An 18,136-nucleotide genomic window follows, 5' to 3' on the forward strand; every position below is an offset into this window, starting at 1 on the left:
GGCTCAGCCGCGACGGCCGAGGAGGTAGCCGACCCAGACACCGAGCAGGGTGAGCAGGCCGCCGCCGGCGGCGCCGACCAGCAGGGGCTTCGCCTCGGCCGGCACCCAGCCACCCGCCGCAGCCGGGGCCTTCGCCGCGTAGGTCACCGGCGCAGCCTCGGCCGACGGTTCCGCTGCGTCGCGCACCACCGGCAGCGGCGTCACCTCGGCGACCACGTTCGGCTCGGTCAGCTCCTTGTCGATGGCGGCGAAGAACTGCCCGGCCATCCGCTTCGCGACGCCGGTGATCATCCGCTGCCCCACGCCGGCCACGGCCCCGCCGACCACGGCGTCCGCCGAGTAGGTCAGCTCGGTGCCGTCACCGGACGGTGTCAGGTTGATCTGCACCGTCGCCCGCACCGACCCCGGCCCACCGGACCCGCTCGCGTGCATCACGTAGGACTTCGGGAACGACAGGTCGCTCAACCGCACCTCGCCCGCGTACTTGCCGCGGATCGCGCCCACGCCGGCCGAGACGACCATCGTGTAGCTGTCCTCGCCGACCTGCTGCAGCGACTCGCACCCGGGGATCGTGCGCGCCAGCACCGCCGGGTCGGTGATCACCGACCACACCTGCTCCGGCGCCGCCGAGAGCACCGCACTGCCGTCGAGGTTCACGCCATCGCTCCAGTCGGGTTGTTGATCACACGCTCGGTGTCCGAGCGAACCAGGTCGTACAGCTCGGTGGGGGAGATCGGCATCGCCGCGATCCGCCGTCCCACCGCGTCCTCGATCGCCGACGCGATCGCCGCCGACCCCGGGATCACCCCGGCCTCGCCGGCGCCCTTGATGCCCAGCTTGTTCAGCGGCGACGGCGTCTCCTGGTGGTCGATCACCACCGGTGGCACCTCGCTGGCGTACGGCATGAGGAAGTCCATGAACGAGGCGTTGGTCAGCTGGCCGTCGCGGTCGTAGGCCATCCGCTCGTACAGCGCCCCGCCCACGCCCTGCGCCACGCCGCCGTGCACCTGGCCCTCGACGATCATCGGGTTCACCACGTTGCCGCAGTCGTGCACGACCGAGTACTTGACGATCTCGATCTCCCACGTCGCCGGGTCGATCTCCACCTCCGCGGCGTGCGCGCCGGAGGCGAACGTCGAGCGCAGCGGCGAGTAGTAGTCGGTGTGCTCCAGCCCCGGTGCGTCGCCCTCGGCCACCGGTGGCTTGGAGTCGTCGCCCGGCCCGGAGAACTGGGTGGCCTGCCGCGCCGCCTCGTCGAAGGCGTACCGCAGCGGGTTGGACAGCACCGCCACCGTGCGCAGCGGGATCGTCGCGCCCGGCGTCCCCTTGACCCCGATCAGGCCCTCGTCGATCTCCAGGTCGGCGGGGTCGGCCTCCAGCACCTCGGCGGCGATCCGCAGCGCCTTCTCCCGGACCCCGCGCGCCGCCTGGGCCACCGCGTTGCCGCTGACCACCGCGGCGCGGGAGGCGAACGTGCCCACCGCGTAGCCGAATCGGCGGGTGTCACCGGTGGTCACCTGGACGTCCTCGATCGGCACCCCGAGCTCGGCGGCCGCCAGCTGGGCGAACACCGTCTCGTGCCCCTGGCCCTGCGACGTCAGCCCGGTGGAGACCAGCACCTTGCCGCTGCCCAGCACCTGCACGTGGGCGCCCTCGTACGGCCCCGGCCCGGTGCCCTCCACGTACGGCGCCAGCCCGATCCCGCGCAGCTTCCCGCGCTCCTCGGACTCCGCGCGCCGCTCGGCGAACCCGTCCCAGTCGGCCAGCGCCCGCAGCTTGTCCATCATCCCGGGGTAGTCGCCGGAGTCGTAGACCAGCGGCCGGCCGTCCTGGAACGTCAGGCCCCAGTCGTAGGGGAACTGGTCGACCTGGATGAGGTTGCGCATCCGCACCTCGAGCCGGTCCAGGCCGCGCTCCTGCGCGATCCGGTCCATCGCCCGCTCCATCGCGAAGGTGCCCTGCGGCCGGCCGGCCCCGCGGTACGGCGTGACGATGACGGTGTTGGTGTAGACGCTGTTGACCCGGGCCCGGTAGACCGGGATGTCGTACGGCCCGCACAGCTGGGTGGCCGTGTTGATCGCCACGATGATCCCGTAGGGCGTGTACGCGCCGTTGTCGTGCCAGACCAGGACGTCGAGGGCCGTGATGCGCCCGTCGTCGTCGTACCCGACGGTGATCTCCTGGCGCTGCTGCCGCTCGTGCGCGCTGGAGATGAAGTGCTCGCGCCGGTCCTCGGTCCACTTCACCTCGTGGCCCAGCAGGCGCGCGGCCATCGGCACCAGCAGCTCCTCCGGCCACGGGTGCACGATCTTCACGCCGAACCCGCCGCCGACGTCGGGCGCGATGACCTCGACCTTCTCCAGCGACAGCTCCAGCTTGGCCGCGATCGCCGCGCGCACCGACGTCGAGGCCTGGGTGGAGGAGTAGACCCGCAGCGAGGAGTCGGCGTCGTCCCAGCGGGCGTGCACGCCCTTGCCCTCCATCGGCATGGACGCGCTGCGCTCGAAGTACTGGGTGAAGGAGATCGTGTGCTTGGAGGTGGCCAGCGCCGCCTCGACGTCGCCGGTCTCCTGGTGGTGCCGCGCCGCGACGTTGTCCGGGACGTCGGGGTGGACGACGGCCTCGGCCCGCTCGGCGGCGTCGACCCCGACGACCACCGGGAGCTCCTCCCAGGTGATCGCGATCTTGTCCGCGGCGTCCTCGGCGACGTACCGGTCGGTGGCCACCACCATCACCACCGGCTCGCCCACGTGCCGGGCGACGTCGCGCACCAGCGGGTAGCCGGTGCGCGGGGCGGTGAGCTGCGGGTGCGGGATTAGCACCGGCAGCGGCTCGGCCATCGGGCCGGTGAGGTCCTCGTAGGTGTAGATCGCGAGCAGGCCCTCGACGTCGAGGGCGTCGGCGACATCGATGTCCACCACCCGCGCGTGCGCGTAGGGGCTGCGGACGAAGGCGGCGGCGTAGGCGTCGGCGCCGATGTCGTCGAGGTAGCGGCCCTTGCCGACGATCAGCCGGGCGTCCTCCCGACGGCGCACCGGCTCGCCGAAGAACTTCGTCGTCATCGTCGTCCCCCCGCGTTCACTTTCCGCGCCGAAAGCGAGGGCCGCAGACTCGCTTTCCGCGCGGAAAGCGAGGAGTGGGCAGTCACTGGGCGGCCTCGCGCATCGTCTCGGCCGCCCGGTGGCAGGCCTTCTTGATGTTGGCGTAGCCGGTGCAGCGGCACAGGTTGCCGCCGACCAGCTCGTCGACCTCCTCCTCGGAGATCGGCACCGCCGGGTCGCGGGCGTCCAGGCCCGCGGCGATCGTGGTGAGGAAGCCCGGCGTGCAGAAGCCGCACTGCAGGGCGTGGCACTCGCGGAACGCTTCCTGGATCGGGTGCAGCACCTCCCCGCCCTGGTGGTCCGGCCGGGAGAGACCCTCGACGGTGGTCACCTCGTGCCCGTCGACCTGCACCGCGAGCACCAGGCAGGAGCGGGTCGGCTCGCCGTCGACGAGCACCGTGCAGGCCCCGCACACCCCGTGCTCGCAGCCGACGTGGGTGCCGGTCAGCCCGAACTCGTGCCGCAGCGCGTCGGACAGCAGCCAGCGCACGGGGACCGATGCTTCACGTGCAACACCGTTCACGACGACGGAGATCCGCCGGCTCTGCTCGGTCATCACTGCTCCGTTCGGGAGGCGGCCTCGGCCGCGGCGTCGGCCAGGGTGCGGGCGGTCAGCGTGGCCACCAGCAGCCTGCGGTAGTCGGCGCTGGCGTGCAGGTCGCCGTCCGGCTCCACCAGGCCGCGGGCCAGCTCGCCGGCCGCGGCCCAGTCGGCGGTGTCGACCGGCTGCCCACCCACGGCGTCGGTCAGGTCGTGCACCTCCGGCACCAGCCCCACCGACAGGTAGGCCGCCCGCGCCGCGGCGACCCGGCGGTCGGCGTCCAGCGTGACGACGACGGCGGCGCCGGCCACCGCGTAGTCGCCCTTGCGCCGGGCGATCTCGGCGAACGCCGTCCCCGAGCGGTCCGGCAGCGCCGGGAAGAACGCCTCGGTGACGACGGCCGGCCCGTGCACCGAGGTCTCCAGCGGCCCGACGAAGAAGTCGCGCCAGCCGATCGCCTCCGGCCCGCCCGGGGTGGCGACCGTGACGGATCCGTCCGTCAGGGCCAGCACCGCGGTCATCTCCCCCGACGGGTCCGCGTGGGCGATGGAGCCGACCGTCGTCCCGCGGTTGCGGATCGCCGGGTGCGCGACGTTCGCCGTCGCCCGGCCCAGCAGCGGCTGGACGGCGGCGGCCTCGGCCGACGCGAGCAGCGCGGCGTGCCGCACCAGCGCGCCCACCCGGACGCCGTCGTCGCCGGCCTCGATCCGGTCCAGCCCCGGCACCCGGTTGATGTCGACCAGCGTGGTCGGCGCCGCCAGGCGCATGGACAGCAGCGGCAGCAGCGACTGGCCACCGGCGAGCACCTTCGCGCCCTCGGAGTCGAGCAGGCGCAGGGCCTCGTCGACGGACGTCGGGTCGGTATAGCCGAACGGAGCGGGCTTCACCGGCTGCGGGTCACCTCCGGGCTCGGGTGCGGGCGGGTGGGTGTTGAGGCGCGGGTTGGGGAAGGCGTCACTCTGTCATCGCCGTCCCGCCGGGCGGAAGTACCTCAGTGCTAAATCTTCGTTGCGCCGACCCGGGCCCGCAGAAGTACTTCACCGCTGAGACATCTCTCCGGTAGCGTCCGCGAGGGTGAGCGAACCCCAGGGCGTCCGGCACGTCTCCCTTCGCAGCGGCGTCTACGCCGACTCGGTCCGGTTGATGCAGGTCAGCCGCGAGATCGGGGCCCGGGACGGGGTCAGCGCGGTGCTCGTCGCGATGGCCACGCCGCTCAACCTCGAGCTCGCCGCGGGCATGGGCCTGGCCCCCGACGGCGAGGCGCAGCCCGACCAGCTGCTCATCGCGCTGCGCGCCGCCGACGACGCCGAGCTGACCGCCGCGGTCGCCGCCGTGGAGGCCGCGCTCACCGCCCGCGAGGACCGCGGCTCGGCGCAGGCCATCCCCGCCCGCACCGTGGGCGCCGCGCTCGCCGACGCGGGTGACCCGGCGCTGGCCATCGTCAGCGTCCCCGGCCCCTACGCCGTCGCCGAGGCCGCCGACGCGATCGCCGCCGGCCGCAGCGTGCTGGTGTTCAGCGACGGCGTCCCGGTCGAGCACGAGGTGGCGCTCAAGCGCGCCGCCTCCGACGCCGGCGTCCTGGTCATGGGCCCGGACTGCGGCACCGCGATCGTCTCCGGCGTCGCGCTGGGCTTCGCCAACGTCGTCCGCCGCGGCCCGGTCGGCCTGGTCGCCGCCAGCGGCACCGGCGCCCAGCAGGTCAGCTGCCTGCTCGACGCCGCCGGCGTCGGCGTCTCGCACGTGCTCGGCGTCGGCGGCCGCGACCTGTCGACAGCGGTCGGCGGGCTGGCCACCCTCGATGCGCTGGCCGCCCTGGACGAGGACCCGGCCACCGAGCGGGTGCTGCTGGTCTCCAAGCCGCCGGCACCCGAGGTCGCCGAGCGGGTGCAGCAGGCCGCCGGGCAGCTGGCCACGCCGGTGCGGTCGGCCGCGCTGTCCGCGGAGTCCCCCGACCTCACGGCCGCGGTCGAGGCGTTGCTCGGTGACCTGGGCGTCGCCGTCCCCGACTGGCCCGCGCGCCTCGGCGCTGCCGACGCCGTCCCGACCGGCGCCGTCCTCAAGGGCTTCTACTCCGGCGGCACGCTCGCCGACGAGGCGATGCTGCTGGCCGCCCCCGTGCTCGGCGACGTCCGCTCCAACACCCCGCTGCGGCCCGAGCTCGACCTCGACACAGGCCAGGGCACCGACCTGCGGGCCACCGGCCACGTGGTCGTCGACTTCGGCGACGACGCGCTCACCGTGGGCCGCGCGCACCCGATGATCGACCCGACGCTGCGGCTGGAGGCGATCGCCGCCCTGGCGCAGAGCGGTGAACCCGCCGTCCTGCTGCTGGACGTCGTCCTCGGGTACGGCGCCGACCCCGACCCCGCCGCCGTCCTCGCCCCCGCGCTGCAGGCCGCCGGGCTGCCGGTGGTCGTGGCGCTGGTGGGCACCGAGGCCGATCCGCAGGGCTGGTCGCGGCAGGCCGACGCGCTCGCCGAGGCCGGTGCCGCGGTGTTCGCCAGCAACGCCCAGGCCACCCGGTACGCCCTCGACCTGATCGGAGACCAGGCGTGAACCCCCTGCTGTCAGCAGCGCCCGCGATCGTCGCCGCGGGGGTCGAGGTCTTCTCCTCCGCCGTCCGGGCCCAGGGCGCGTCGGTCACCGACGTCGACTGGCGCCCGCCCGGCTTCGGCGCCGCCGGCGACCTCGCCCAGCTCGCGCTCGACCCGCGCCGCGCCTCGGCCAACCGGACGGCGGTCGAGCGGCTGCTCGCCGCCGGCTCCCACCTGGTCGACGTCCGGCCCGCGCGTGAGGTGCTCGACGTCGGCGACCGCACGCTGCTGCACTCCGGCCCGCCGCTGACCTGGGAGGCGGCGTCCGGCCCGATGCGCGGTGCGCTCATCGGCGCCTGCCTGTTCGAGGGCTGGGCCTCCACCGTCGAGGAGGCCGAGCGGATCCTCGCCGCCGGGGAGGTCACCCTCGACCCCTGCCACCACCACCGCACCGTCGGCCCGATGGCCGGGGTGACCAGCCCGTCGATGTGGATGTGGTGCCTCACCGACCCGGTGCACGGCGGGCAGGCGTTCTGCAACCTCAACGAGGGCCTGGGCAAGGTGCTGCGGATGGGCGCCTTCAACGACGAGGTGCTCACCCGGCTGGCCTGGATGCGCGACGTGCTCGGCCCGCTGCTGTCCAAGGCCGTGCGGTCGCGCACCGAGCCGCTGGACGTCAAGGCCGTGCTCGCCCAGATGCTGCAGATGGGCGACGAGGGGCACAACCGCAACCGCGCCGGCTCACTGATGACCCTGCGCGAGCTGTCCCCGGCGATCGTCGGCGTCGATGCGCCGTCGGCCGACATCGCCGCCGCGCTGGCCTTCATCGGCGGCAACGAGCACTTCTTCCTCAACCTCGGCATGCCGTCGGCGAAGCTCGCGCTGGACGCCGCCCGCGACGTCCCCGGCTCGACGATGGTCACCGTGATGTCCCGCAACGGCACCGAGTTCGGCATCCAGACCGCCGGCACCGGCGACCGCTGGTTCACCGGCCCGGCCAACACCCCGGTCGGCCTGTTCCTCGGCGACTACGGCCCGGACGACGCCAACCCCGACATCGGTGACTCGGCGATCATGGAGACCTACGGCATCGGCGGGTTCGCCATGGCCGCCGCGCCGGCGATCGTCCGGTTCGTCGGCGGCACCGTGCCCGACGCGCTGGCGACGACGGAGCGGATGTACCAGCTCACCCTGGCCGAGAACCCGGCGATGCAGATCCCCATCCTCGGCTTCCGCGGCTCACCCACCGGGATCGACGTCCTGCAGGTCGCGCGCACCGGCTGGCTGCCGCAGATCAACACCGGCATGGCCGGGCGGGTCGCCGGCACCGGCCAGGTGGGCGCCGGCCTGGTGCAGCCCCCGCAGCAGTGCTTCGAGCAGGCGCTGGCCGCCCTCGCCGAGGAGTCCCGCGCCGCCTGAGCCTGCGCCGCGCACGAGATCTGCGATGTCGGGGCAACTGCCCTCGGTAAGCCTCGACATCGCAGATCTCGCATGTGACGCGACGACCCGGGTAGGGCGCTCGGCGACGCCCCGCCGACGAGAGGAACGCCCCATGGCCAGCTGCGAGGTCTGCGGCAACGACTACCGGCTCAGCTTCGAGGTGCACGCCGCCGGCTCGGTGCACACCTTCGACAGCTTCGAGTGCGCCATCCACGCGCTGGCGCCGGTCTGCGAGCACTGCGGCGTCAAGGTGGTCGGCCACGGAGTCGAGGCCGACGGCGTCTTCTTCTGCTGCGCCTCCTGCGCGCGCATGCACGGGCAGCCCGGCAGCGCCGCGGAGCTGGTCGACCACGCCGGCCGCGCGCCGGACGAGCGCTGAGCGTGGACGCCTACCCGGTCGTCCGGGCGCTCGCCCGGCCGTTGATCCTGGGGATGTTCCGCCCCCGGGTCGAGGGGCTCGAGCACCTCCCGGCCAGCGGGCCGGTGATCCTCGCCGGCAACCACCCCTCGACCCTCGACCAGTTCTTCCCACCGCTGCTGACCCGCAGGCGCGTGACGTACCTGGCCAAGAGCGAGTTCTTCACCCGGCCCGGCCTGCTCGGCCGCGCCCTGCGCCTGCTGATGGAGAGCATCGGCATGGTCCCGCTGGACCGGGGCGGGGCCTCGGCCGCCGGCGCCGCCCTGCAGCGCGGCCAGGAGGTCCTGGCCGCCGGTGGGCTGCTGGGCATCTACCCCGAGGGCACCCGGTCGCCCGACGGCCGGCTGCACCGCGGCAAGACGGGCGTGGCGCGGCTGGCGCTGGCCACCGGCGCACCCGTGGTCCCGGTCGCCGTCATCGGCAGCTACGCGCTGTTCCCCGCGGGCGCGCGCCTGCCCCGGCCCGGGCGGGTCGTCGTCCGGTTCGGTGCGCCGCTGGACTTCTCCGGTGAGCAGGGTGCGGACGCCGGCACCCTCCGGGACATCACCGACCGGGTGATGTCGGAGCTGCAGCGGCTCTCCGGCGCCGAGTACGTCGACCGGTACGCCGCCGACGTCAAGGCGGAGGCCGGTGGCCGGGCGGCCTGACCGCCGCGGGCCGGACGTCGTCCGGGTGAGCAAGCGGCTGTCCTACGTGCTGCGGCACCGACCGGACGCCGTCGGGCTCACCCTGGACGACGCCGGCTGGGCCGACGTCGACGAGCTGCTCGCCGCCCTGCACCTCACCCGGGCCCAGCTGGACGACGTCGTCGCCCGCAACGACAAGCAGCGGTTCGCCCTCGACCCCACCGGCACCCGGATCCGGGCGAGCCAGGGGCACAGCGTGCCGGTCGACCTGGGGTACGTCGCCGCGAACCCGCCCGACGAGCTGTTCCACGGCACGGTCGAGCGGTTCCTCCCCGCGATCCTCGCCGAGGGGCTGCGGCCGGGGAACCGGCACGCGGTGCACCTGAGCGCCGACGTGGTGACGGCCCGGAAGGTCGGCGCACGGCGGGGGACACCCGTCGTGCTGCGGGTGGACGCAGCGGCGATGGTCCGGGACGGCGCCACCTTCACCCGGTCCGCGAACGGGGTCTGGCTCGTCCCTGCCGTCGCGCCACGCCACCTGCAGCGGTTGGACGGAGCAACGACCGGGCAGGAGTGCGTGGTCCGCACCTGAGCCAGGAGGTCCCCATGCCCGCCGTCTACACCGCCGTCGCCACCTCGACCGGGGATGGCCGCAACGGCCACACCCGCTCCGACGACGGGTTCGTCGACCTCGACCTGGCGGTGCCCAAGGAGATGGGTGGCCCGGGCGGGGCGACCAACCCCGAGCAGCTGTTCGCCGCCGGTTACGCGGCCTGCTTCCACTCGGCGCTGAAGGCGGTCGCCGGTCAGCGGAAGGCGCCGATCTCCGACTCCGCGGTCACCGCGGAGGTCGGCATCGGCCGCAACGACGACGGCGGGTTCGGGCTGGAGGTCGCCCTGCACGTCGAGCTGGGCGGCGTCGACCAGGCGACCGCGGAGGCCCTGGTCGAGGCCGCGCACCAGATGTGCCCGTACTCGAACGCCACCCGCGGCAACGTGCCGGTGACCCTCGAGACGACCACCGCCTGAGGGAACACCGGACGCGCTCAGGGCACTTGCTGGGGACATGCAGATCGACCTCAGCGGGAAGCGTGCACTGGTCACCGGCTCGTCGCAGGGCATCGGCCTGGCCATCGCCCGGGGCCTGGCGGCGGCCGGGGCGTCCGTCGTCCTCACCGGGCGGGACGCCGCGAAGCTCGATGCCGCCGCGGGTCAGGTCGACGGCGAGGTGACCACCGTCGCCGGTGACGTCACCACCGACGAGGGGACGGCGGTGCTCCTCGAGCAGGTGCCCGACGTCGACGTCCTGGTCAACAACCTGGGCGTCTTCGGGGCCAGGCCGGCGCTGGAGATCACCGACGACGAGTGGCGCCGCTACTTCGAGGTCAACGTGCTCACCGGCGTGCGCCTCACCCGCGCCTACCTGCCCGGGATGAAGGCGCGCGGCTGGGGCCGCGTGCAGTACATCGCCAGCGACTCCGCGGTGACCATCCCGGCCGAGATGGTCCACTACGGGATGTCGAAGACCGCGCTGCTCGCCGTGTCCCGCGGTTTCGCCAAGGACGCCGCCGGCACCGGGGTCACGGTCAACTCGGTGATCGCCGGTCCCACGCACACCGGCGGCGTCGAGGAGTTCGTGTACTCGCTGGTCGGCCGTGACCTGCCGTGGGACGAGGCGCAGCGGGAGTTCATGCTGCGGCACCGGCCGCAGTCGCTGCTGCAGCGGCTGATCGAGCCCGAGGAGATCGCGGACATGTGCGTCTACCTCGCCTCCCCGCTGGCCTCGGCGACCACCGGCGGAGCGCTCCGCGTCGACGGCGGCTACGTCGACGCGATCCTGCCGTGAGCCGCGTCCTGATCACCGGCTCCACCGACGGGCTCGGCCTGATGGCCGGGCAGCTGCTGGCCGCCCAGGGCCACGCCGTCACCCTGCACGCGCGCAACGACTCCCGCGCCGACGACGCCCGGGCGGCGCTGCCCGCCGCGGAGGCGGTGCTGGTCGGCGACCTGTCCACCCTCGCCGGGATGCGGTCGGTGGCATCCCAGGCCGAGGCGCTCGGCCGCTTCGACGCGGTGGTGCACAACGCCGCCGTCGGCTACCGGGAACCCCGGCGGATCGAGACCGAGGACGGCCTGGCGCACGTCTTCGCGGTCAACGTGCTGGCCCCGTACCTGCTCACCGCGCTGATGTCGCGGCCGGATCGGCTGGTCTACCTGGGGTCCGGGATGGCCCGCGGCGGCAACTCCGCACTGGACGACCTCCAGTGGACCCGGCGGCGCTGGAACGGCTCGCAGGCCTACGCCGACAGCAAGCTGTGGGACGTCGTCCTCGCCTTCGCCGTCGCCCGGCGCTGGCCCGATGTGGCGTCCCACGCCGTCGAGCCGGGGTGGGTGCCGACGAGGATGGGCGGGGCCGGCGCTCCCGACGACCTGTCGCAGGGGCCGGTCACGCAGGCCTGGCTGGCAGTCGGCGACGACGCGGAGGCCCGTTCCAGCGGCGGCTACTGGTACCACCAGGGTCGCCGGGAGGCCCCTGCGGTGGCCTCCGACGTCGCCGTCCAGGAGGGGCTGCTCGCCGCCTGCGCCGACCTCACCGGGGTCGCGCTGCCTTGAGGACGACGGAGGCGCCGGCCCGGGAGCTCCCCGGACCGGCGCCGCGCGTCGTCCGTCAGGCCTTGATGATCGCGGCGACCGGGCCGCCGCCGCTCGGGCCCTGGTGCACCGCGGCCACCGACACGAACACCGCCGGGTCGCCGGTCACGGACGCGGCCACGCCGCCGACGGTGGCCTTGATCTGCCGGTGCCAGAAGACGTCGGAGTCGTCGAGCATGGCGTTGCGCCGGCCGCGCACGTAGCCGGTCGGGTCGGCCTCGCACTTGAGGAAGACGTTGACCAGCCGGTCGCCGAGGTCGCTGACGTGCGGCCGCTCGGGCAGGTCGAGCCCGGCCTGGCGGATGGCGTCCCAGATGCCGTCCTGGTCCAGCGCGTCCGTCATCACCGAGTGGCCGATCCGGTAGTTGCCGCCGTGCCCGCGGGCGTTGCCGACGACGACGATCTGCGCCCGGTCCAGCTCCACGCCCGACGAGCAGGACGCGACCGCGCTGTACAGCGACAGGTCGCGCATGACCTGCTCCTGCGTCGGCATCTCGATCTCGCCCAGCGCCACCGCGATGCCGAGCGCCGTCGTCCCGTTGGAGAGGTCCATCGAGCCGTGCGGCTCGTCGTAGTAGGTGTCCTTGCCGCGGGACTTCGCCTCGCGGATCGTCTCGATCGTCAGCAGCGGCGTCTTGGTCTGCACGTAGTGGACGTCGGCCGGGTCGGTGATCCCGGCTGCCTCCATCGCCCGGCGCACGCCCTCGGCGACCTTCTCCACCATGGCGATCCGCCCGATGTCCTCGGGCAGCAGCACGTCGCTCATCGCGTAGCCGACGGTCAGCCGCGGCTCGTCGGTCTTCTCCACCGACTCCTCGGGCAGCGTGGCGAAGATCGTGGCGTGCGGGCTGATCACGCCGTCGGTGCCGCCGGACCAGACGATCGGGATCTCGCCGACCTCCTCCTTGCTCCGCGAGCCCTTCTCCAGCAGCACCTCGCGGAAGGCCCGGTCGGCGATGATCCGGGTGTAGTCGTTGACGCCGCCGTTGCCCTCGGTCTTGCCGATGACGGCGACGACCCGGTCGGCCTCCATGACGCCGTCGTCGATGAGCTTGGCGAGCTCGGAGGCGTCACTGACGTTGTGCAGCGGGACCTTGCGGACCTCGATCGGTGCGGGCACGGCGGTTCTCCTCGTTGGCTCAGACGGACAGGACGGTGCCGACGTCGTCGGTGACGGCGTCGGAGATGTGCTCGAGCGAGGTGATGACGGCGCGGGCGCCGGACCGGCGGTCGACGAAGCGGAGCGCGGCCTCGACCTTGGGGCCCATGCTGCCGCGGGCGAACTGCCCGGCCGCGGCGTGCGCCCGGACCTCGGCGACGGTGACCCGGCCCAGCGGCCGGGCGACCGGCGTGCCGAAGTCGACCATCACGTGGGGGACGTCGGTGGCGATGACCAGGGTGTCGGCGTCGAGGTCGGCGGCGAGCAGGGCCGCGGTGAGGTCCTTGTCGATGACCGCCTCGACGCCACGCAGGGCGCCGCCGTCGTGGTCGTCGACCACCGGCACGCCGCCGCCCCCGGCGCAGACGACGACGAAGCCGGCTCCGGCCAGCGCCCGGATCGCCGGGACGTCGACGACCGACCGGGGCTCGGGGGAGGCGACCACGCGCCGCCAGCCGCGTTCCCCGCGGTCCTCCCAGACCTGGCCCAGCTCGATGAAGTGCTGCGCACGGTCCCGCGGCAGGTGGCGGCCGACCGGCTTGGTCGGCGACCGGAACCCGGGGTCGGCCGGGTCGACCAGCGTGCGGGTGACCAGGGCCGAGGTGCGCTGCGGCAGCCCGCGGGCGGCGAGCGCGGCGTCCAGCTCGTCGGCGAGGGTGAAGCCGATCGTCGCCTGGGTCTGGGCGACGTTCCAGTCCAGCGGGACCGGGGGCACCTCGTGCGCGGCCAGCTCGTTCTTGACCAGGAGGTTCCCCACCTGCGGACCGTTGCCGTGGGTGACCACCACCTCGACCCCGGTGGCGACCACGGCCGCCAGGTGCCCTGCGGCGACGGCGATCGCGGCACGCTGCGCACCGGGCGTGGCCGACCCGTCGGGGCCGGTCATCGCGTTGCCGCCCAGGGCGACGACCACACGGCGGGGAGAGGTCACCCGCCGGACCCTAGCGGCAAAATGCCTTAGCGGTGAAGTACCCGCGTCAGGCGGCGATCGTGTGGTGCGCGTCCTCGACGGGGAGGGCGAACTCGACGGGGAGGGCGAACTCGTCGGTGACGGCCGTGGCCAGGCGGGCGGCGTCCCGGTGCACCGGGAGCGGTGGCAGGGCCGGGAGCTCGGAGGGCAGCAGCACCCGGATCTCCTCGGGCTCCGCGTCCGCGTCCGCGTCCTCGTCCTCGTCCTCGTCCTCGTCCTCGTACTCGTCCGCGTGCACGGCGACGTCGCCGGCCGGCTCCTCGGCCTGCGCCCCGGCCTCCTCGCCGGCTGCGGCGTCGTCCACCGTGCCGTCGGGGGCGGGGACGTCGTCCGGCTCGGCCAGGGCCGGCTCGGCCTCGTCCCAGTGCTCGGCGAAGTCGGCGATCAGCTGCATGGCCTCGTCGTGCAGGCGCTCGACTCGCTCGCGCCCGGCAGCGGCCATCTCCGCGAACGAGACGACGTCCTGGGTGGTCTGCAGATCGGTCACATCGGTGTTCTCGGCAGCCCCGGAGCGGACCGTTACCTCCGGGTTCCGTCACTCAACGACGCCAGAAATCGAAGCGGTCCCGGCCGGGGCGGAAACCGGCCTGCTCGACGACGTCGACCGCGAGGTCGAAGCGCTGCCCGACCAGGTGCGGCTGGTGGGCGTCGCTGCCGAAGCTCACCGCGTCCCCGCCCTCCTCGCGGTACCAGCGCAGCAGCTCCACCGACCACAGCGGGCTGGTCGTGTTGACCTCGAGTGCGCGGCCGCTGCCGGCCAGCGCCCGGAAGACCGCCCGGTACTCCTCCTCGAACTCCGCCTCCGGGTAGGCATCGCGACCGCCGGGCCAGTAGCGCCGCGGGTAGTCGCAGTGCGCCAGCACCTGGAAGACGTCACTGGTCTCGATCATCCCGACCATTTCGGCGAGGTAGCGGCGCATCGTGGCGACGACGTCGGTGCCCGGTGCGTGCAGCAGCCGGTTGACGCCCATGAGCCGGCCGTCGACCGGGAGGGAGTGCAGCGACCCCAGGATGCGGTCGACCGGCGAGGCGCCGAGGTGCGCGGCGACGCTCGCCCCGAACAGGTGCGGCTCGCCGGCCTCCACGCCCGACCACACCCGCAGCTGCGGGAAGCGCTGCCGGGCCTCCCAGATCGTCTCGGCGTAGAGGTCGACGTCGATCGGCAGCTGGTTGGCCGGGTGGCGGTCGGTCAGGCCCTGCGCGGTGGCGCGGTCCGCGGCGTCCCAGAACGTGAAGTCCAGGTGCTCGGTGAAGGCGATCGCGGGCAGGCCGATCTCCACGGCGCGCGCGCAGGCCCGCAGGAGCGAGGCCCGTGGCCCGGTGTCCCAGGAGAACTCGCTGTGCACGTGGTTGTCCGGCGGCAGCATCAGTCGCCATCCAACCGTTCGTCCACAGTCTCCGCACACCGGGTCCCGGTTGTCGGTGCCGACGCCTACGGTCGGGGGCGTGACAACGGTGGCACCTCCCTCGACCGAACTGGCCGACGAGGCCCTCGGCGTCCTGCGCGAGCTCACCGGACGCCCCGATGCGGTCTTCCGTGAGGGCCAGGACGCGGCGGTGGCCGCGCTGGTCGAGCGGCAGCAGCGGGCACTGGTCGTGCAGCGCACGGGGTGGGGCAAGTCCGCCGTCTACTTCGTGTCGACCGCGCTGCTGCGGCGGCGCGGCGCGGGACCGACGCTGCTGGTGAGCCCGCTGCTCGCGCTCATGCGTGATCAGGTGGCGGCCGCCGCCCGGGCCGGCATCAAGGCCGTGGAGATCTCCAGCTCCAACGTCACCGAGTGGGACGACGTCAACGCCCGGCTCGCCGCCGACGACGTCGACGTCCTGCTGGTCTCCCCGGAGCGGCTGACCAACCCGCGCTTCCGCGACGAGCAGCTGCCCGGCCTGGTCGACCGGTGCGGGCTGCTGGTGGTCGACGAGGCGCACTGCGTCTCCGACTGGGGGCACGACTTCCGCCCCGACTACCGGCGCATCCGCGACCTGCTCGGTCAGCTGCCCGCGGGCACCCCGGTGCTCGCCACCACGGCGACGGCGAACGAGCGGGTGGTCGACGACGTCGCCGAGCAGCTCGGCGCCGGCGGGGTGGAGGTCACGACCGTCCGCGGCCCCCTGGCGCGGGACTCGCTGCGCCTGGGCGTGCTCCGGCTGGACACCGACCGGGCGCGGCTGGCCTGGCTCGCCGCCCACCTCGGTGACCTGCCGGGCAGCGGCATCGTCTACACGCTGACCGTCGCCGCGGCCGAGGAGACGGCGGCGCTGCTCCGTGACGCCGGGCACGAGGTGCGCGCCTACACCGGCCGGCTCGACGACGCCGACCGCAAGGACGCCGAGGAGGCGCTGCGGGAGAACCGGGTGAAGGCGCTGGTCGCCACCTCGGCGCTGGGCATGGGCTTCGACAAGCCCGACCTGGGGTTCGTCGTCCACCTGGGGGCGCCGTCGTCGCCGGTCAGCTACTACCAGCAGGTCGGCCGCGCGGGTCGCGCGGTGGACCACGCTGACGTGCTGCTCCTCCCCGGGCCCGAGGACATCGCGATCTGGCAGTGGTTCGCCACCTCGTCGATGCCGCGGGAGGACCACGCGGCGGCGGTGCTGACCGCCATGGCCGACGGCAAGGCCTGGTCGGTGGCCCGCCTGGAGACCGTGGCCGACGTCCGCCGCTCCCGGCTCGAACTGCTGCTGAAGGTGCTGGCCGTCGACGGCGCGGTCGAGCGGGTGCAGGGCGGGTGGCGTTCCACCGGCGTCCCGTGGACCTACGACGCCGACCGGTACGCCCGGGTCACCGCCACCCGGGAGGCGGAGCAGCGGTCGATGCTCACGTACGCCAAGCCGGTCGACTCCGCCGCGTGCCGGATGGCCTTCCTGCAGGAGGCGCTCGACGACCCGACCGCCGCCCCCTGCGGCCGCTGCGACGTGTGCGCCGGCCCCTGGTACGCCACCGATGTGCCGGCCGGCGCGGCCGAGGCGGCCTCCGCCCGGCTGGACCGGCCCGGTGTAGAGCTTGCGCCGCGCGCCCAGTGGCCCACGGGCGCCGACCGGCTCGGGGTCGAGGTGAAGGGCAAGATCGCGCCGGGTGAGCAGATCGCCCCTGGGCGCGCCGTCGCCCGGCTCACCGACCTCGGCTGGGGGCAGCGGCTGCGCACGCTGCTCGGTGACGACGGGGTCGGCGGGGTGGCGACGCTGGCCGACGACCTCGAGGCCCCGCCTCTGGAGGAGGACCCGGACGCCGCCTACGACGTCAGCCACCGAGTGATCCGTCCGGGGTTGCCCACCGACGCACCGCCGGACGAGGAGCTGCTGAAGGCCTGCGGCCGGGTGCTCGGCGCCTGGGACTGGGCGCAGCGCCCGGGAGCGGTCGTGGCCATGCCCTCGCGACGGCGACCGGCGCTGGTCACGGGAGTGGCCGAGGGGCTGGCCAGCATGGGCCGGCTGCCCTACCTCGGCACCCTCGACCTCGCGCACGGTGGACCCACCGGCGGACCGGGGGGCAACAGCGCCTTCCGGCTGGCGGGGGTGTGGCAGCGGATCGTCGTCGGTCCCGAGCTGCGCGAGCAGCTCGCCCGGCTGGGCGACGCCCCGGTCCTCCTCGTCGACGACCTGGCCGACTCGCGCTGGACGATGACCGTCGCGGGTCGGGAGCTGCGGCTCGCCGGGGCCGGGTCGGTGCTGCCCTTCGCGCTGGCGCTCTCCGCCTGAGCTTGTCCACAGGTTTTCGAACAACTGTGCGAAACCGGGGGTAGTCTCCGGTCATGTCGCTCGCGCACCAGCCGTCCATGTGGGACGTCGCCGAGGAGCCGGCACTGACGCCGCTCACCGGTCGGGTCACCCGCCACCAGCTGAGTCGCGGCGCCTGGGTCGACCACCTGCCCGGTTGGGTGGAGGGCTCCGACGCCGTGCTCGATGTGCTGCTGGGCGACATCGGCTGGCGTGCCGACCGCCGGCAAATGTACGACCGCGAGGTCGCCGTGCCCCGCCTGCTGCGCTGGTACGGGGGTGGCGAGCAGCTGCCGCACCCACTCCTCACCGCGGCCCGCCACAGCCTCGACGCGTACTACGGCCCCGAACTCGGGGAGCCGTTCGTCAGCGCGGGCATGTGCCTCTACCGCGACGGTCGCGACAGCGTCGCGTGGCACGGCGACCGCATCGGGCGCAGCCGCTCGGCGGACACCGTGGTCGCGATCGTCTCCTTCGGCTCGCCCCGCCCACTCCTGCTGCGCCCGGTCGGTGGCGGCGGGAGCCTTCGCTTCCCGCTCGGCCACGGCGACCTGGTCGTCATGGGCGGCTCCTGCCAGCGAACCTGGGAGCACTGCATCCCGAAGACGACGAAGGCGGTCGGGCCCAGGGTCAGCGTCCAGTACCGCCCCCGCGGGGTGGCCTGAGGGCCGTTCTCCCAGGTCAGCGGAGCTTCGGGGCCTTCGGAAGCCCCCCCGGGACCCCCCGGTTTGCAGGGCCATCTGAGGGCGTGTAATGTTCCTTCTGCACCGAGCGAGAACGGACCGGGCCGCAAGGCCTGGGAAACCGCCGGCCGAACCCCCTGAGGGTGAGCCGCTGCGGAACTCGGTGTACAGTGGGGAACAAGCCGCCGCGAACGATGGCCGGAGAGATTCGGTCGGGTTTCGTGCGCGTCCGCTCCTTGAGAACTCAACAGCGTGCCGAAAGTCAGTGCCATATAGTTAAACCCCCATTCGGCCTGGTCGT

General features: G+C 74.0%; 18 protein-coding genes. 10 read left to right on the forward strand and 8 right to left on the reverse strand.

The features are described 5' to 3' along the window. Positions 1-3: 3 nt before the first annotated feature. From ACI79A_RS16425 to ACI79A_RS16440, 4 genes are all read right to left on the reverse strand, one after another. Positions 4-657: an SRPBCC family protein gene (locus ACI79A_RS16425; protein ID WP_457084825.1), complete on the reverse strand. Its 654-nt coding sequence runs from the start codon at positions 655-657 to the stop codon at positions 4-6. Further along, positions 654-3,062, reverse strand: a complete 2,409-nt coding sequence (gene cutA / locus ACI79A_RS16430) for an aerobic carbon-monoxide dehydrogenase large subunit (RefSeq protein ID WP_457084826.1) — start codon at positions 3,060-3,062, stop codon at positions 654-656. Before cutA ends, ACI79A_RS16425 begins: the two co-directional genes overlap by 4 nt. A gap of 82 nt (positions 3,063-3,144) precedes the next feature. Then, positions 3,145-3,657, reverse strand: coding sequence for a (2Fe-2S)-binding protein (locus tag ACI79A_RS16435; protein WP_457084827.1), 513 nt, complete (start codon positions 3,655-3,657; stop codon positions 3,145-3,147). Beyond that, on the reverse strand, positions 3,657-4,529 hold the full coding sequence (locus ACI79A_RS16440) for an FAD binding domain-containing protein (RefSeq protein WP_457084828.1): 873 nt from the start codon (positions 4,527-4,529) through the stop codon (positions 3,657-3,659). The genes ACI79A_RS16435 and ACI79A_RS16440 overlap by 1 nt, the downstream gene beginning before the upstream one ends. Positions 4,530-4,716: 187 nt before the next feature. Between ACI79A_RS16440 and ACI79A_RS16445 the strand changes: the two genes are divergently transcribed. The 8 genes from ACI79A_RS16445 to ACI79A_RS16480 all read left to right on the forward strand — a co-directional run bounded on the left by ACI79A_RS16445 (position 4,717) and on the right by ACI79A_RS16480 (position 11,273). Continuing rightward, entirely contained in the window at positions 4,717-6,198 is a 1,482-nt protein-coding gene (locus tag ACI79A_RS16445) for an FdrA family protein (RefSeq protein WP_457084829.1), read from the forward strand. After that, positions 6,195-7,595, forward strand: coding sequence for a DUF1116 domain-containing protein (locus ACI79A_RS16450; protein WP_457084830.1), 1,401 nt, complete (start codon positions 6,195-6,197; stop codon positions 7,593-7,595). Before ACI79A_RS16445 ends, ACI79A_RS16450 begins: the two co-directional genes overlap by 4 nt. A 133-nt stretch (positions 7,596-7,728) precedes the next feature. Further along, positions 7,729-7,995, forward strand: coding sequence for a hypothetical protein (locus tag ACI79A_RS16455; RefSeq protein ID WP_457084831.1), 267 nt, complete (start codon positions 7,729-7,731; stop codon positions 7,993-7,995). Between the two features lie 2 nt (positions 7,996-7,997). Next, complete coding sequence (locus tag ACI79A_RS16460) at positions 7,998-8,681, forward strand: lysophospholipid acyltransferase family protein (protein WP_457084832.1); 684 nt, start codon at positions 7,998-8,000, stop codon at positions 8,679-8,681. Further along, the gene (locus tag ACI79A_RS16465) at positions 8,665-9,252 is read left to right on the forward strand and encodes an RNA 2'-phosphotransferase (protein WP_457084833.1); all 588 of its coding nucleotides are present in this window, start codon (positions 8,665-8,667) and stop codon (positions 9,250-9,252) included. Before ACI79A_RS16460 ends, ACI79A_RS16465 begins: the two co-directional genes overlap by 17 nt. Before the next feature lie 14 nt (positions 9,253-9,266). Then, positions 9,267-9,689 carry an organic hydroperoxide resistance protein gene (locus ACI79A_RS16470; RefSeq protein ID WP_457084834.1) on the forward strand — a complete coding sequence of 141 codons (423 nt, stop codon included), beginning with the start codon at positions 9,267-9,269 and terminating at the stop codon, positions 9,687-9,689. 37 nt (positions 9,690-9,726) lie between these two features. Continuing rightward, positions 9,727-10,506 carry an SDR family NAD(P)-dependent oxidoreductase gene (locus ACI79A_RS16475; protein WP_457084835.1) on the forward strand — a complete coding sequence of 260 codons (780 nt, stop codon included), beginning with the start codon at positions 9,727-9,729 and terminating at the stop codon, positions 10,504-10,506. Next, positions 10,503-11,273: an SDR family NAD(P)-dependent oxidoreductase gene (locus tag ACI79A_RS16480; protein ID WP_457084836.1), complete on the forward strand. Its 771-nt coding sequence runs from the start codon at positions 10,503-10,505 to the stop codon at positions 11,271-11,273. Before ACI79A_RS16475 ends, ACI79A_RS16480 begins: the two co-directional genes overlap by 4 nt. Positions 11,274-11,328: 55 nt before the next feature. On the opposite strand, the gene bar is transcribed toward ACI79A_RS16480, so the two are convergent. The 4 genes from bar to ACI79A_RS16500 are packed head-to-tail and all read right to left on the reverse strand — an operon-like array spanning position 11,329 to position 14,808. After that, on the reverse strand, positions 11,329-12,432 hold the full coding sequence (gene bar / locus ACI79A_RS16485; RefSeq protein ID WP_457084837.1) for a barbiturase: 1,104 nt from the start codon (positions 12,430-12,432) through the stop codon (positions 11,329-11,331). 19 nt (positions 12,433-12,451) lie between these two features. Continuing rightward, a complete protein-coding gene (locus tag ACI79A_RS16490) occupies positions 12,452-13,402 on the reverse strand; it encodes a carbamate kinase (RefSeq protein ID WP_457084838.1) in 951 nt (316 codons plus the stop codon). A gap of 46 nt (positions 13,403-13,448) precedes the next feature. After that, positions 13,449-13,928, reverse strand: coding sequence for a hypothetical protein (locus tag ACI79A_RS16495; protein WP_457084839.1), 480 nt, complete (start codon positions 13,926-13,928; stop codon positions 13,449-13,451). A gap of 52 nt (positions 13,929-13,980) precedes the next feature. Continuing rightward, positions 13,981-14,808 (reverse strand): PHP domain-containing protein, encoded by an 828-nt coding sequence (locus ACI79A_RS16500; RefSeq protein WP_457084840.1) that lies wholly within the window; start codon positions 14,806-14,808, stop codon positions 13,981-13,983. 88 nt (positions 14,809-14,896) lie between these two features. On the opposite strand from ACI79A_RS16500, the gene ACI79A_RS16505 reads away from it, so the two are divergent. Both ACI79A_RS16505 and ACI79A_RS16510 read left to right on the forward strand, forming a co-directional pair. Further along, positions 14,897-17,134 (forward strand): RecQ family ATP-dependent DNA helicase, encoded by a 2,238-nt coding sequence (locus ACI79A_RS16505; RefSeq protein WP_457084841.1) that lies wholly within the window; start codon positions 14,897-14,899, stop codon positions 17,132-17,134. A gap of 53 nt (positions 17,135-17,187) precedes the next feature. Next, entirely contained in the window at positions 17,188-17,817 is a 630-nt protein-coding gene (locus ACI79A_RS16510; protein WP_457084842.1) for an alpha-ketoglutarate-dependent dioxygenase AlkB, read from the forward strand. Positions 17,818-18,136: the final 319 nt, after the last annotated feature.

It is taken from the genome of Modestobacter sp. SYSU DS0657, from assembly GCF_054050925.1.

What these genes read in the sequence shown, in the direction of transcription:
- cutA (WP_457084826.1), bottom strand. Translation starts at nt 3,062, where the DNA reads ATGACGACGAAGTTCTTCGGCGAGCCGGTGCGCCGTCGGGAGGACGCC.
- ACI79A_RS16435 (WP_457084827.1), bottom strand. Translation starts at nt 3,657, where the DNA reads ATGACCGAGCAGAGCCGGCGGATCTCCGTCGTCGTGAACGGTGTTGCA.
- ACI79A_RS16455 (WP_457084831.1), top strand. Translation starts at nt 7,729, where the DNA reads ATGGCCAGCTGCGAGGTCTGCGGCAACGACTACCGGCTCAGCTTCGAG.
- ACI79A_RS16470 (WP_457084834.1), top strand. Translation starts at nt 9,267, where the DNA reads ATGCCCGCCGTCTACACCGCCGTCGCCACCTCGACCGGGGATGGCCGC.
- ACI79A_RS16475 (WP_457084835.1), top strand. Translation starts at nt 9,727, where the DNA reads ATGCAGATCGACCTCAGCGGGAAGCGTGCACTGGTCACCGGCTCGTCG.
- ACI79A_RS16500 (WP_457084840.1), bottom strand. Translation starts at nt 14,808, where the DNA reads ATGCTGCCGCCGGACAACCACGTGCACAGCGAGTTCTCCTGGGACACC.
- ACI79A_RS16510 (WP_457084842.1), top strand. Translation starts at nt 17,188, where the DNA reads ATGTCGCTCGCGCACCAGCCGTCCATGTGGGACGTCGCCGAGGAGCCG.